We start from the raw sequence: 13,240 nt of genomic DNA on the forward strand, positions 1-13,240 counted from the left end.
TTACGCCTTCTTCACAAAAGTGACATGGGTTCGATACTCTTGGATGGCCGCACTCAGTGCGGCCTTCCCAAGAGGAATATTGGCCTCCAAGGCATCTTCCACCGCCTGATCGTCAATGATCACGTCATACTTGTCTTGCAGATTGGTTCGAACCGCGGTCCCGTCCTTGAACGTCCGCGGCATATAGATTTCAGTCCACACTTCCTTCTCAACCAGGCAGACATCACAGAACCGCTCGTGCAACAGCGCCAGTTTCTCCGCATCGGTCTCTTTCATGCACCTACTCCCGGGTAAAACAATCGCACCGCGCCCTCAAGAGGCGGTGAGTGAAGGTAGACCAAGCGACGGGGGATATTCAACGGGTGGTGGAATCGGACGGCGCAGGCGCGGGCGGCTGGTCGGTCACGGTAAAACGCATGGTCCCGACCTGATTGACGGCATGAAAGGGCTGCTGCCCCAACGATGTAATGTAAATCTTGACCAGATACTTTCCTTGCGGCCATTGTTCAGACGGTTTCTTCAACTCCAGAAAACCATACCGTTCGTGGCCCGGCACCTCGAGACTATCGGTCACGATTGCACGAGCACCGGTCTTCCCGTCTGCGCCCACGGGAAACACCTGGGCGGCAAACTGCGCCGGGTCCTCAAGCGGAGCCACCTCAAAGACGATGTAGACGGCCGGAGTATCCGGAGAGAACAGCGTGGTTCCTGGAGCGATGGGCTTCAAGCGGGGATCCTGGGTGTACCATCCCTTTCTCCCAAACGTGTCCCACTCCACCTCGTAACCGCGTGCCATCTTGATCCACGTGAACAGCGATTGGGGAACGCCTTTCTCTTGGATATCCATCGAAGGGGTTTCCGTCGGCTCAAACTCCGTGGTGGCCTGCTCCTTCGGAACCATCAAGTCCCGTCCCTCCACGACCGCAACGGAGAATCCCACTCCAGCCATCACACCTACCATGACGGCCAAGCGGCAGATGACCCACCTTCCGTTCATTTTCATGGCTGGTTCGCTGCAGGCGGCTGATGATATTGGGAGATCCATAGGATCATCGTACTCACTGCAGAGAAGGGGGTCAACCGGCCTGCAGGGATTCATTCCAAACCCCGGCCATGTCGACTGGCTCTGATATAATGCGAAAAGCCATCACGTATCATAGTGCTCATCATACTTCTGTTTCCATCCACAGCCTCATGAACCAACCCGCCCCCCAGCAACAGACATCTCTCCCCCTTCACCCCCTTGAGCCTTCAGGCGATCTTACGCATTCGTCCGATCAAAATGCCAAGGCTGAGAGCCGCCGGTATGGTGTCCGCGATGCGGCCTTTCAAGCGGCCGCGCAGGGTGGCGGGGAAAACTATTTCTCGGCCTTTGCCCTGTTTCTGCATGCCTCTCCATTCCACATCGGCATCTTGTCCGCGCTGCCCCAATTGGTCGGTGTGGTGGCACAGCTCCTGTCCGTGAAACTGCTCCAATATCTCCGCATGCCTGCGCAACTCCTGATCGGCGGCGGCTGGGCCCAGGCCCTCTGCTGGCTGCCGATCCTCTCGCTCCCGCTGCTCCTGCCCGAGCATGGTCCCTGGCTCCTGATCGGCTGCGCCATGCTGTACTTTGCCTTCGGACATGCCACGGCCCCGGTGTGGAATAGCCTGTTGGTCGATGTCGTGGAGACGAGCAGCCGGGGCGCCTACTTTGCCCAGCGAGCCCGCGTGACGGCGTTGACGAGTTTTGTGGCCTTGGGCATTGCCGGAACGGTCCTGACGTTGGGACAGAAATGGGAACTCAGCTGGATCGGGTTCCTCTTCATTTTTCTGGGTGCGGCCGCCGCGCGAGTGGGAGCGACCCGCTGCCAAACCAGGATCTCCAAACTGGTGCCGGTCCACCATATCGACGCTCCGCATGGATTCAGGCATTTCCTTGCTCAGCGCGCCACGCCGGATTTCCGGCACTTCCTGCTGTTCTCCGGACTCATGCATTTCTCGGTATTGATCTCCGGCCCGTTCTTTGTCGTCTATCTGTTGCGAGATTTACACTGGTCTTACCTGCAATATGCAGGCTGGATGGCCAGCAGTATCTCGGCGCAATTCTTCACCCTCGCGCCATGGGGACAGATCGGCGATCGGTACGGGAACAAGACCCTGCTCATGGTCACAGGCTTGGCGGTCCCGCTCCTACCGATGGGTTACCTGTTGAGCGAACACTATCTGTTTCTGCTGAGCCTGAATTTTTTCGGCGGGGTGATTTGGGCGGGACTGTCGCTCGGACTCCAAAACTATGTGTTTGACTCGCTCCGTCCGCAGGAGCGCACACGAGGCGTAGCCTTGGCCAATGCCACGAACGCGATCGGCTGGGGCATCGGAGCGTTGACCGGCAGCTGGCTGGCCACCATCCTCCCGGCTCAGGTCTCGCTCGGCTCCTGGGCACTGACCCCGGCATCCAACCTGCCGTTCCTGTTCTGCCTCTCCGGAGCGCTACGATTGCTGATTGCCCTCAGCCTGCTGAGAACCTTCGGCGAGCCACGAGAGATCGGGACGCCGCCGCAACGGCACCTGATGTGGGAGTTGCCGTTGGTGAAACCGCTCGTGGCGCTGCTCCCCTGGCGAAATTCCCGCGTCGCCCCCTAACCGGCTCTCACGCCTTGCGCCAGCCGATTACATGCCCGCCGGCTTATGTTCCCGCTCCTCCTGCTTGAGCTTGTCGAACCCCCGATCCGCATTGCCCTTCACCTGCTCCAACGAGGGTTGGGCCATCGGTTTCGGCTTCTCACTCGCACAGCCGGCCACGAGCACCCCAGCCGCCATCAATCCTCCCAACAGGCCGATCACGCGCATTCCCGCACCGACTCTGCCGCTCCTGTACTCCATGCCGCGCCCCCTTTCGATGAATCTATCCGCTGACGCACAGCCCCGACAAAGCATTATGGGATAGTGCTGCGCTGCGCTCAACATGAAAACGCGTCCGGCCCACGCACGTTGACTGCCTCGGGCAAAGACGCTATCCTCCGCGATAAGCACCGACGCCTCCTGAAAGGAACCCGATGTCGTTACATGACCGTTTGACCGAAGATCTCAAATCAGCGATGAAGTCGCGAGACCAACTACGCATGGACGTCATCCGCATGATCAAAGCCGCCGTGCAATACAAGGAAGTCGAGCTGAAACAAGATCTGGACGATGCCGCGATGAGCCGGATCATGACCACGCTCATCAAGCAACGCAAGGAAGCCGCCGAGCAATTCGAAAAGGGCAACCGGCAGGACCTGGCGACGAAAGAACGGCAGGAGATCAGCATCATCGAGGGGTATCTCCCCGCCGCGCTCTCCTCCGATGAACTGGCCCGGATCGTCGACGCCGCGGTGAAGGAATCCGGCGCTACGGCCCTCAAAGACATGGGCCAGGTGATGAAAGCCGTCATGGCCCGCTTGGCCGGCCAATCCGTAGACGGCAAAGTCGTCAGCGATCTGGTCAAAGCCGCTCTTCAACGTTAAATGTGCCGGCTCCGGCACCACCACTCTTAATCTCTTCCTCGATTCTGCCGATACGGCTCCTGACGGATGGCATTACGCCGATGCCATCCCGGGTATGTCTCACATTCAACATGCCCGATCGGCAGGCATCGCACCTGCTCACACGCCACCAAGCGAACGAGGCTGCTCATGGGCATCCTGATCGTTGACGATTCTCCCGACCAACAGCTGCTGCTGAAAGCCGTGCTGAACAAAGCCGGTCATCAGGACCTGCTCATCGCGGACTCGGCCGCTTCAGCCTACGACCACCTTGGCATCAATCAGCCCCAGCCGAACGGGCAGGCACCCGCCATTGATTTGATCCTGATGGACTTTCTTATGCCGGGCATCGACGGGGTGGCCGCCACACAGCGTATCAAGAGCCTGGAAAACCTGCGGGATATCCCTGTGATCGTCGTCACGGCGAAGACCGCCCTGGGGGATCTTCAGGCGGCTTTCGCGGCCGGCGCGATGGACTTCATCACGAAGCCGGTCAATAGTGTGGAACTGCTCGCCCGGGTGAATTCCGCGCTGATGCTCAAGAAAGAAATGGACTGTCGCAAAACCCGTGAAATGGAGCTTCGCCGCAGCAATGCCGAACTCCAACAGGCGTTGCGCGAAGTAAAAGTGCTGAAAGGCCTGGTGCCGATCTGTGCCTCCTGCAAGAAAATCCGGAACGATCAGGGGTTCTGGCAACAATTGGAAGAGTATATCCAGCAACATTCGGAAGCCGAATTCAGTCACGGCCTCTGCACCCCCTGCATTAAAAAGCATTACCCTGGCGTTTACCCCGACTAGCTGCTAGCATCGTCCTACGACACACTTTCAGGGAGACACTGACCATGGGTATCCTGATCGTCGACGACTCGACGGACGATCGTCTGTTGATTCAATCCATCCTCGCCAATGCCGGTTACGAAGAAACCTTTGGGGCGGAGTCCGCCGCCGCGGCATTCCGGTTGCTCGGGCTCGACGGCCCGCGGCAAATGACGGGCCGAGTGGATCTGATCCTGATGGATATCGTCATGCCTGCCACCAACGGGATCGAGGCCTGCCGGCAGATCAAAGCCGTCGAACGCTATCGCGACATCCCGATCATCATGGTCACCGTAAAAACGGATCCGGTCGATCTGCAGTTGGCCTTTGCGGCCGGCGCCATCGACTATGTCGCCAAGCCCATCAGCAAGATCGAGCTCCTGACCCGCGTCCGGTGCGTGCTCCGCCTCGTGCATGAAATCGAACGGCGCCGCGCGCGCGAGCAGGAACTCCTGGAGGTGATGCGCCAGTTGCAGGAAGCCAACCAGATGCTGTTGCGTCTCTCGTGCCTCGACGGGCTCACCGGGATCACCAATCGACGCCAATTCGACGACTTTCTGGACCAGGAATGGCGCCGGGCCGCGCGCGAATCGACCCCGCTGTCGCTGATCATGCTCGATATCGACTACTTCAAGACATACAACGACAGCCATGGGCACCAGGCCGGGGATGAATGTCTTCGCCAGGTGGCCCAGCTCATCTCCAGCCACGTCAATCGCCCCGGTGACTTGGTCGCCCGTTACGGAGGCGACGAGTTCGTCATCGTGCTGCCCGGCACCACGGTAGACGGCGCGGCGCAGGTCGCCGATACGCTCCGGCGCAAAGTCTGTGAAGCGGAGATGAAACATCCGAACGGCGATCCCGTCACCATCAGTCTCGGCTTCGCCTGCACCGTGCCAAGCCGTGTGGCCGCGCCGACCGATCTCATCAGGGCGGCCGACCAGGCCCTGTACCAGGCCAAGCAGGACGGGCGCAATCGGGCCAAGCAAGCCGGAGTCCTGACGCTCGTGCACCACACGCATAAAGATTGATGACCTCCCGCCGTCGCGACCATCGTGTCACCCACTCGCGAGACGGAGCGGTCATGCTGGACTGAGACGACCGGACCACGCCATGGCGAAACGCATCACGCAGACCAGACGAACCACCTCAACCTCTGCCGCACGCCTTCCCCGCACCGCTTCCCGACCGTCCACCGCGCTGCAACGCGAGCAGGCCGCACGCCTGCGTGCCGAGCGGGCGCTCCAACGCGTCTCCAAAGAGTTGCAACGCCGCGTCGAAGAACTGCAACGGGCCAAAGATGCCGCCGATGTGGCCAACCGTGCCAAGAGCGAGTTCCTGGCCAGCATGAGCCACGAGATCCGCACCCCGATGAATGCCATCATCGGCATGGCCGACCTCTTATGGGAAACCACCCTCACTCCGGAACAACGGAAATATTTGCGCATCTTTCGCCGCGCCGGAGCCAGTCTGCTGAGCCTGATCAACGACATCCTCGATCTCTCGAAAGTCGAATCAGGCCGCCTGGACCTGGACTCGATCGACTTCGACCTGTCCGAGCTGATCGACAAAACCAGTGAGATGCTGGCCTTGCGTGCCAACGAGAAAGGCCTCGAACTCGTCTGCCACCTCGCCAACGATGTCCCCTGCCATCTCATCGGCGATCCCAACCGCCTCTACCAGATCCTGCTCAATCTGCTGGGAAACGCGATCAAATTCACGGAGAAGGGCTCGGTGGTCATGAGTATCACCAACGATCCCGAGCTTCGAACGCCGGGCGCGATTCGATTCTCGATCAGCGATACGGGCATCGGCGTCCCGCACGACAAAATTAAAGCCATCTTCGACACATTCACGCAAGCGCATAGCACGATTGCGCGCCAGTACGGCGGCACGGGGTTGGGCCTGTCGATCTCGCAACAGCTGGCAGCCCTCATGGGCGGCCGGATCTGGGTGGAAAGCACCCTCGGCGAAGGCAGCACGTTCCACTGCGTGGTCCAGCTTGGCGTGCAAACAGCCCCGCCGCCATCGAAAGTGTCGGGCACTATGAACCTGGCCGGACTCCGCTGCCTGGTCGTGGACGATTACCCGACCAATCGGCTGATCCTGCGCGAAACCCTGTTCGGGTGGGGTGCTACCGTGGTGGAAGCCGACAGCGGCGAACAGGCCATGGAGGCCCTGGAAGTCTCGCTGAACTCCGACGCCCCGTTCACCCTGCTCCTGCTCGATTGCCGAATGCCCGGAATGGACGGGTTTGAGGTCATCGAACGCATCCATGCCGATCCGAGGCTGAGCAACCTCACGATCATCATGCTTGCCTCCGACCGGTGGGCCGACGACATCGCCAAGACCTACGACCTCGGCCTGGGCGGCTACCTGGTCAAACCGATCCGGCGCTCCGATCTTCAACAAACCATCAGCATCGCATTGGGCCGTAGCAAAAGTGGCTTCTCGCCTTCGCCTCAAGGCACCGCTCTCCCGGCCACACCCCAAGGACGATCCCTGCGGATCTTGCTGGTGGAGGATTCACCGGACAATCAGGTGTTGATCCAGTCCTATCTGAAGCACACCATCCATCGAGTGGATCTGGCCGATAACGGGCAGATCGGCGTCGCGAAATTCCAAAACGGACACTATGACCTCATCCTCATGGATATGCAGATGCCGGTCATGGACGGCATCACCGCGACACGAACCATTCGACGTTGGGAGCAGGAACAGGGCCTTCCCGCAGTTCAAATCATTGCCCTCACAGCCTTGGCTCTGAAAGAAGAATCGGCGAGGATCTTCGAAGCCGGGTGCAATGCCCATATGACAAAGCCGCTGAAACGAACCACGCTGCTGGAATTACTCCTGGCCTATGAAAAGACGCGAGCGCAATGATGCACCATCATGCTGAACCAGGCCCCGACAAGATCCCCGTCCGTATCGATTCCAGCCTTGAAGCCATCATCCCCGGGTTCCTCGCCAACCGGCAGCGGGATCTCACCACGATCGAGTCCTGCCTGAAGCAGGGCGATCTCAACACGATTCGCATGCTTGGCCATCGCATGAAAGGCGACGGCGGCGGGTACGGTTTCGATCAGATCAGCGTGATCGGCGACCAGCTTGAGCGGGCCGCCATGGCACACAATCTCTCGGCGCTACACCATCAGCTCAACGGTTTGAAGGACTTCCTGGCTCGCGTCGAGATTGTGTACGTCCACTGAGTTCAGTGCCCTCACCCGTCGCTCCCCTTTCCTCCATTTGCGCGACCTGCTCTCGTCCGGACTGAGAGGTGGCTCCGGTTGGTTGGACAGTGTCGGCCCATTCTTAAGTGGCGCCTGGCGGATTGTTGACTACGCGGCGGTCTGCCGTGTCGTCAGATGGTCATAGTACACCTGGTCTGGTGTCTGACCGTCAAGGGCCTGATGCGGCCGGGTCTGATTATAGAACGTCAGATAGCGCGCCACCCCCTGATGCGCGGCCTCGACGGTGTCGTACGCGTGTAGATAGACCTCTTCGTATTTAATGCTCTTCCAGAGTCGTTCCACGAACACGTTGTCCCGCCAGCACCCTTTCCCGTCCATGCTGATCTGAATGCCGTGGTGGGTCAGCAGCCCCGTGAACTCCTGGCTCGTGAATTGGCACCCTTGATCGGTGTTGAAGATCTCGGGGCAGCCATACTGCGTAATCGCCTCCTGTACGGCCTCGAGACAGAAGTCCGTCGTCAACGTATTGGACAGCCGCCACGCCAAGACCCGACGACTCGCCCAGTCCAGCACCGCAAAGAGATACAGGAAGCCACGACGCATGGGAATATAGGTGATATCCGCCGCCCAGGCCTGATTCGGACGCGAGATGGTGAGATCCCGCAAGAGATAGGGGTAAATCTGATGGGCTGGATGCCGCCGGCTGAGCGACGGTTTGCGATACAGGGCCTCAATGCCCATGCGGCGCATCAGAGTGGCCACCTGGCGTCGGCCAATGGCGCGGCCCTCGCGTCGCAAGAGATCGCGCAGCATGCGCGCACCGGCAAAGGGATACTGGAGATGCAGCTCGTCAATCCGACGCATCAGCGCCAGCGTCGTCTCTGAAACCGGCATCGGCTGGTAGTACGCGGTCGAGCGGGCCAGCTTCAGCAGCTGGCATTGCCGCACAACCGGGAGGGGATGGGTTCGATCGATCATGGCTTTGCGCTCCGCAAGCCCGCCTTGGTGAGCGCCCCGGCTAAAAAATCATTCTCCAGGGCCAGCTGGCCGATCTTGGCGTGCAGGGTCTTGAGATCGGGCGTCTCTGCTGGCGGGTTCGCTCCGCCAAACACGTCCGCCGCCCGCGCCAGCAATTGCTGCTTCCATTCGGTGATCTGGGTGGGGTGAACCTGAAACTGCTCCGCTAAGTCGGCCAGGGTTTTGTCGCCTTTGACCGCCGCCAAGGCCACCTGCGCCTTAAACGTGGCCCCGTGATTCCGTCTCGTTCTCTTCATCGCCTCGCTCCTTTGTGTCGCCACCTCGCGGGGGCCTCGGTGAAGCCAGGCTACCACTTAGCACACTGTCCGAATTTCCGGAGCCCCTTCTCTGCTCGACCCGCTAAATTGTAGACGACACAAGCCAAACATATCCGGCGACAATGCAGGCTCACTGGGGCAGTTTCGAGGAATGAGCGCTGTGGAAGATATGTGCGGAAACCCACGAGAGACGGAGACCGAAGGTTGCAGCCGAGCACGAGCAGGAGGATTGGTTACGAGAACTGGGGCGAGAAAGAAGGCGATGCGGGGTCACCCACAAAGATCTGCTGGGTTTGATCAGGACGGGAGGAACTACCCTACTAGCTTCGGGTTGCACAGATGAGGTTTGGTGGAGGGCAACCGCTACGCCCATCGTTGGCAAAAGCTATTTCGTTTAAAATTGCGGGCGTTGCATTTGCTGCTTAGCTCTATGGGCTGTATTTGAGCGCCAAGTCCATGAGCCACTGTGACTACAACTGTGAAGACTTCGCAGCCTCGGGACGGTCTGAATCGTTGGAAAGGAAACCTCTTTCGCTACCTAGCCGTATTTCTATTCCACAGCACCTGCTGCTATGAGAATTTGCTCAATATCCGAATGGTAATTCCGCCGAGCAACTTTCAGCGAAGTGTCACCGGTTTTAAAAGCCTTGTCCTGTCCAGCAATGACTCGTGAGTTTACTGCGGCTCCATAATTGAGTAACACTTGCACCATTTCACGATTCCCGAGGCTTGATGCCACGATGAGGGAGTAATGCCTTTGCTCCCCTTATAATTCACATCCGCACTCCAGCAAGGAGTGTCCGCACAATGGCAGTGTGACCTTTAGCAAGAGCGACGATCAAAGGAGGATATCCTTCCGCAACCTCTTTGTTGGGATCGGAACCAGCTGCAAGTAGGGGCTGGATGCTGTCATTGCAGCCTTGCACGACTGCCGTCGCCAGAGCTGTCCAGCCATGCTGATACAGCATGTTGCAGTCAGCTCCATGAGCCAGAAGTATCTCGGCACTCTTCGCATGGCATCCATACGATGCTGCGATCAATGGAGTCTCACCGTCTTGGGCTTGCTGGTTGACATCAGCCCCCTTGCTAAGTAGATACTCTATCGCCTCTCCTTCTCCGTAACGAGCTGCATAGATCAATGCGGTATTCCCGCTCTCGTCGACTCCATTCACATCGGCGCCCTGACTCAAGACAGCCTGCATATGCACCACTGATCCGCCTCTAGCGTAGTGATGGAGGGGCGGTGCTCGATGACAGGAATACAGCGTCAATAGAAGAAAAGGAACCAGGCAATACCCCCAGGTAACTCTTTGAGACATGGTGGGGGTCATCGGTCATTACTCCGTATTGGTTGATTCCGCTGCACCCGTGCCAGAAATTACTCCTGGCACATCACACATGCTTGATCTTCTTACCCGGAATAAGCACAACAGGCAATACACATGATCGACCCGCGTCCAGAGTCTGCAGGATGGAGAGGTAGAGAGAGCAGCACGAACGGTCTATATGGCAAAAAGAATGACGAGGCTCGGGCCGAACCGCCGCGGTACCCGCGGTGTCATATGCTGACTTGCTTCAGGCAGTGAAGATCCCCGTGCGCTCGAAAGCGCCCAGATGCGCGACCACGTACAAGAACAGAAGGAGACAAATGCCTCGGGCCTTTTTCTTGACGACCGTATGATACCTTCGGAGTGGGCCAAGGCGTTGGGTGAAATAGGGCGCTTTCCTTTCCGGCCCCTGTGATTTGCCGTTGACAGGTGTCACGCACCACATTACACTTCTCTCGTGATCAAAACCTTTGCTGACAAGCATACGAGGGAGCTGTTCGAGGAAGGTAGATCGAAGCGGTTTCCGCCTGGAGTCTGGGAGCGAGCGTTGAGGAAGCTGGAATATCTGGATCTCGCGACGAGCGTGACGGACTTGAAAGTTCCCCCGAGCAACCGGCTTCATAGGCTCGAGCGAGAGAGGGCTGGTCAATATTCGATTTCCGTCAACGATCAGTGGCGGATCTGCTTTCGGTTCGACGGCGGTGATGCGTACGACGTTGAGATGACGGATTATCACTGATGCGAGGTGTGCAATGAGTATCCCCAATAAGCGAGCGCGCACAGTCCGGCCTACTCATCCAGGCGTGATGCTGCGCGAGGATTTCTTGCCTGAGTATGGCTTGACGGTCTCCGGGTTTGCAAAAGCGTTGAAGGTATCGCGCCAGACGGTGAACGAGTTGCTGCAGGAGCGCCGAGCCCTCAGTCCGGAGATGGCACTACGACTCTCTCGGTTATTCGGAAACAGCCCGGAGTTCTGGTTGAATGCTCAGCGAGCCGTCGATCTCTGGGAGGCGGCGAAAAATATCAAGGGCAAGATCAACCACATTTCCCCCCTGACCGCTGCCTAACCCGGACTATTCATGACCGCCCGCTCCGTCGTCCGATCCTCTCACCCGGCGGGGCTGTTCTCGCTCGGCTGCCCGGCCGCCTCACCGGCTCGGCGGCGCGCACAGACGTGGCGCTCTTTCGTCATCGCGCCGCGCGCCCTCCACGGACTGCCCGTACGCCTGCGTCGGCCTCACGTGCGAGCAACCTCGGCGGGCTTCGGTCGCACACGCCTCACGAGGGCCTGTACTTCGCGTCGCCCCATGGATGAGGAACATTACTCTGTTGGCATCTAAATATGTGCCAACACTGATCAGAACCGCATTGAGTGGGCCGGGCAGGCCGGGATGTATGGTATCGATACCATTTGGTCTACATCGCGGAGCGAGTCACTTGGGTTCCTGCATAAGCCGACACTTGCTGATTTCCTCCAACGCGACTGCTTCCGGCACTTCTTCCAGAGTTAATGTCCCACTTGGAGTTAGCATCCAAGCAAGAGGAACGTAATCCACTTTTAGGAAATACGCTCGGTTCGGTTCCAATTTCACGTCAATGCGGCGTTTCAATTCGTCATGCTGCATGGTGAAGCTCTTCCTGCCTGGAGCGGTGACATAAGGATAGTATTCTGTTCCGTGGAGTGTGGTGAGGCTGACTCCATCGACAAATACTTCCCGCGGAAAAACATTCCATCCAAACCATGGATAGTACAGATAGACGATCGATTGCTCGGGGGCCACTTCTATTGAACGCTGAAAGAGTGGGCCTGTTGCCTTGGGAAAGCAACCTACAAGCACCGTAAGGTGAAGTAGGATGATCAAGATTCCTAGCCTCAGGTTCTGTACTCTTCTGAGTGGCCAATTTAATGCCATAAAACACAGTGCTCCCGTAATTCGCATACCATTTCCGTCTTCTCTATACTTACCCTACAGAATTCTAGGTTCACTGCTTTCTTAACTGTTGCCGAAGTCTATCATTCCCGAGTTCGCCCCATTGTGGAGCATTCCCTCCGAACACCCTGACAAAATTGCCAGCGCTGACCGCCATAGACTTTGTGACCGTGAATTGAAGGAACTGAACAGAGTTAGGTCTTGCAATCGTAGATCCGTCCTGAGCCTCCGTCCTCAGTGTGGAGCGACTGCATCCGCTCCGGGTTAGGCACGTGATGGACACGAAAATGGATGCCCCAGTTCGAGGGCACCGGCCAATGACCAGCGCTCCTCCAGACTCGGAAGAGCGGCGTGGCCTCATGAGACGCGCCGGCGCGGATGCGTAAGAAAATGAAACCACGGGAGATATGATCCGGCGCCGCAAGGAAGAAGGCTAGCGCCGATGAGGCACCGGTAAGAGGAAGTGAGGTTTGGTGGAGGGCAAGCGATCCACCCATCGTTGGTAGCCGGGTTTTCCTTCAAAATTGAGGGAGTCGCAGTAGCTGCGTGATGTTCACACTCCAAACCGGCTCTGAGCAGAGAATGCCAGTGGAAACAGGTGATGTTAGTGTGGCCTTCAATGAGACGGAAGTTAATGAGCTTTCATGCGAGTTCGCCACTCCCAAGGAGGCACAGGATGCGGCTCTGCCCATAACCCCAGCTTCGCATTCCGTGCCTGACGCTCCAACTCGCCCAACCGCAGATCCTTCGAGTACTTCCGAAACCACCACGCCAAACCAGCTCTGAGAAGTGCTTGATTCAGGCTGCGACCATCCGGCAAGAGGACTTCTGCCAGTGTCCGGCCATAGCGATCACGGCTGTCCCCATAGACGGTGACCTCTTGCCCAAAGGCCAGCTCTGATGTGTATTCTTTGGCCCGTGTGCCGAAGGGCTGACGCTTCTCCGGGCAGTCCACTCCAATCAACCGAATCTGTTCGGCCTTGCCCTCATGCATGACGCGAATGGAATCGCCATCGATCACGCCAACCACCTTCCCGACGAACTCGGCATGCGCTACGATAGGGAGCAGCAGGCAAACGAGCAGCAAGGCAGTCGTGCGGAATCTGGCCTTATCGACGAGAGGTCCCATTGGGACGGGAGTCTACACCCGAACGGGATTCCACGATAGACCAA

General features: G+C 58.4%; 16 protein-coding genes. 8 read left to right on the forward strand and 8 right to left on the reverse strand.

The window, feature by feature from the left end:
- Both NSND_RS07710 and NSND_RS07715 read right to left on the reverse strand, forming a co-directional pair.
- Positions 1 to 276, reverse strand: coding sequence for a hypothetical protein (locus tag NSND_RS07710; RefSeq protein WP_080878422.1), 276 nt, complete (start codon positions 274 to 276; stop codon positions 1 to 3).
- Between the two features lie 79 nt (positions 277 to 355).
- Positions 356 to 1,003: a hypothetical protein gene (locus NSND_RS07715; protein WP_080878423.1), complete on the reverse strand. Its 648-nt coding sequence runs from the start codon at positions 1,001 to 1,003 to the stop codon at positions 356 to 358.
- Between the two features lie 191 nt (positions 1,004 to 1,194).
- Between NSND_RS07715 and NSND_RS07720 the strand changes: the two genes are divergently transcribed.
- Positions 1,195 to 2,625 carry an MFS transporter gene (locus NSND_RS07720; protein ID WP_159450686.1) on the forward strand — a complete coding sequence of 477 codons (1,431 nt, stop codon included), beginning with the start codon at positions 1,195 to 1,197 and terminating at the stop codon, positions 2,623 to 2,625.
- 27 nt (positions 2,626 to 2,652) lie between these two features.
- Here the strand turns inward: NSND_RS07720 and NSND_RS07725 are convergent, their stop codons facing one another.
- Positions 2,653 to 2,865 carry a hypothetical protein gene (locus NSND_RS07725; protein ID WP_143833463.1) on the reverse strand — a complete coding sequence of 71 codons (213 nt, stop codon included), beginning with the start codon at positions 2,863 to 2,865 and terminating at the stop codon, positions 2,653 to 2,655.
- 173 nt (positions 2,866 to 3,038) lie between these two features.
- Here NSND_RS07725 and NSND_RS07730 point away from each other — a divergent pair, with 173 nt between their 5' ends.
- The 5 genes from NSND_RS07730 (at position 3,039) to NSND_RS07750 (ending at position 7,531) form a co-directional block, all read left to right on the forward strand.
- Complete coding sequence (locus tag NSND_RS07730; protein WP_080878426.1) at positions 3,039 to 3,488, forward strand: GatB/YqeY domain-containing protein; 450 nt, start codon at positions 3,039 to 3,041, stop codon at positions 3,486 to 3,488.
- Positions 3,489 to 3,656: 168 nt separating this feature from the next.
- Entirely contained in the window at positions 3,657 to 4,304 is a 648-nt protein-coding gene (locus NSND_RS07735; RefSeq protein WP_159450687.1) for a response regulator, read from the forward strand.
- A 44-nt stretch (positions 4,305 to 4,348) separates the two neighbouring features.
- Positions 4,349 to 5,353 carry a GGDEF domain-containing response regulator gene (locus tag NSND_RS07740; RefSeq protein ID WP_080878428.1) on the forward strand — a complete coding sequence of 335 codons (1,005 nt, stop codon included), beginning with the start codon at positions 4,349 to 4,351 and terminating at the stop codon, positions 5,351 to 5,353.
- Between the two features lie 82 nt (positions 5,354 to 5,435).
- Positions 5,436 to 7,205, forward strand: a complete 1,770-nt coding sequence (locus tag NSND_RS07745) for a response regulator (RefSeq protein WP_080878429.1) — start codon at positions 5,436 to 5,438, stop codon at positions 7,203 to 7,205.
- A complete protein-coding gene (locus NSND_RS07750) occupies positions 7,202 to 7,531 on the forward strand; it encodes an Hpt domain-containing protein (protein ID WP_143833464.1) in 330 nt (109 codons plus the stop codon). Before NSND_RS07745 ends, NSND_RS07750 begins: the two co-directional genes overlap by 4 nt.
- A gap of 129 nt (positions 7,532 to 7,660) precedes the next feature.
- Here NSND_RS07750 and NSND_RS07760 read toward each other — a convergent pair.
- The 3 genes from NSND_RS07760 to NSND_RS07765 all read right to left on the reverse strand — a co-directional run bounded on the left by NSND_RS07760 (position 7,661) and on the right by NSND_RS07765 (position 10,139).
- Positions 7,661 to 8,787, reverse strand: a protein-coding gene (locus tag NSND_RS07760; protein ID WP_369974229.1) for an IS3 family transposase whose coding sequence is annotated in 2 segments (ribosomal slippage) — positions 7,661 to 8,529 and positions 8,529 to 8,787 — 1,128 coding nt in all. Because the reading frame shifts where the segments join, the coding sequence is not laid out codon by codon here.
- A gap of 571 nt (positions 8,788 to 9,358) precedes the next feature.
- The gene (locus NSND_RS22085; RefSeq protein ID WP_369974238.1) at positions 9,359 to 9,547 is read right to left on the reverse strand and encodes a hypothetical protein; all 189 of its coding nucleotides are present in this window, start codon (positions 9,545 to 9,547) and stop codon (positions 9,359 to 9,361) included.
- Between the two features lie 34 nt (positions 9,548 to 9,581).
- Entirely contained in the window at positions 9,582 to 10,139 is a 558-nt protein-coding gene (locus NSND_RS07765) for an ankyrin repeat domain-containing protein (RefSeq protein WP_080878432.1), read from the reverse strand.
- A 454-nt stretch (positions 10,140 to 10,593) separates the two neighbouring features.
- Between NSND_RS07765 and NSND_RS07775 the strand changes: the two genes are divergently transcribed.
- Complete coding sequence (locus NSND_RS07775; protein ID WP_080878434.1) at positions 10,594 to 10,875, forward strand: type II toxin-antitoxin system RelE/ParE family toxin; 282 nt, start codon at positions 10,594 to 10,596, stop codon at positions 10,873 to 10,875.
- A gap of 13 nt (positions 10,876 to 10,888) precedes the next feature.
- On the forward strand, positions 10,889 to 11,203 hold the full coding sequence (locus NSND_RS07780; protein ID WP_080878435.1) for a HigA family addiction module antitoxin: 315 nt from the start codon (positions 10,889 to 10,891) through the stop codon (positions 11,201 to 11,203).
- 366 nt (positions 11,204 to 11,569) lie between these two features.
- On the opposite strand, the gene NSND_RS07785 is transcribed toward NSND_RS07780, so the two are convergent.
- Together NSND_RS07785 and NSND_RS07795 are read right to left on the reverse strand one after the other, a co-directional pair.
- Complete coding sequence (locus NSND_RS07785; RefSeq protein WP_080878436.1) at positions 11,570 to 12,049, reverse strand: hypothetical protein; 480 nt, start codon at positions 12,047 to 12,049, stop codon at positions 11,570 to 11,572.
- A 649-nt stretch (positions 12,050 to 12,698) separates the two neighbouring features.
- On the reverse strand, positions 12,699 to 13,196 hold the full coding sequence (locus NSND_RS07795; RefSeq protein ID WP_080878438.1) for a thermonuclease family protein: 498 nt from the start codon (positions 13,194 to 13,196) through the stop codon (positions 12,699 to 12,701).
- Positions 13,197 to 13,240: the final 44 nt, after the last annotated feature.

The sequence above is a fragment of the Nitrospira sp. ND1 genome, assembly GCF_900170025.1.
Classification (GTDB): Bacteria; Nitrospirota; Nitrospiria; order Nitrospirales; family Nitrospiraceae; genus Nitrospira_A.

Coding starts and splice junctions, on each gene's coding strand:
- NSND_RS07730 (WP_080878426.1), top strand. CDS start 3,039: ATGTCGTTACATGACCGTTTGACCGAAGATCTCAAATCAGCGATGAAG.
- NSND_RS07795 (WP_080878438.1), bottom strand. CDS start 13,196: ATGGGACCTCTCGTCGATAAGGCCAGATTCCGCACGACTGCCTTGCTG.
- NSND_RS07735 (WP_159450687.1), top strand. CDS start 3,657: ATGGGCATCCTGATCGTTGACGATTCTCCCGACCAACAGCTGCTGCTG.
- NSND_RS07750 (WP_143833464.1), top strand. CDS start 7,202: ATGATGCACCATCATGCTGAACCAGGCCCCGACAAGATCCCCGTCCGT.
- NSND_RS07715 (WP_080878423.1), bottom strand. CDS start 1,003: ATGAAAATGAACGGAAGGTGGGTCATCTGCCGCTTGGCCGTCATGGTA.
- NSND_RS07710 (WP_080878422.1), bottom strand. CDS start 276: ATGAAAGAGACCGATGCGGAGAAACTGGCGCTGTTGCACGAGCGGTTC.
- NSND_RS07720 (WP_159450686.1), top strand. CDS start 1,195: ATGAACCAACCCGCCCCCCAGCAACAGACATCTCTCCCCCTTCACCCC.
- NSND_RS07740 (WP_080878428.1), top strand. CDS start 4,349: ATGGGTATCCTGATCGTCGACGACTCGACGGACGATCGTCTGTTGATT.
- NSND_RS07745 (WP_080878429.1), top strand. CDS start 5,436: ATGGCGAAACGCATCACGCAGACCAGACGAACCACCTCAACCTCTGCC.
- NSND_RS07725 (WP_143833463.1), bottom strand. CDS start 2,865: ATGGAGTACAGGAGCGGCAGAGTCGGTGCGGGAATGCGCGTGATCGGC.
- NSND_RS07780 (WP_080878435.1), top strand. CDS start 10,889: ATGAGTATCCCCAATAAGCGAGCGCGCACAGTCCGGCCTACTCATCCA.
- NSND_RS07765 (WP_080878432.1), bottom strand. CDS start 10,139: ATGACCCCCACCATGTCTCAAAGAGTTACCTGGGGGTATTGCCTGGTT.
- NSND_RS07785 (WP_080878436.1), bottom strand. CDS start 12,049: ATGGCATTAAATTGGCCACTCAGAAGAGTACAGAACCTGAGGCTAGGA.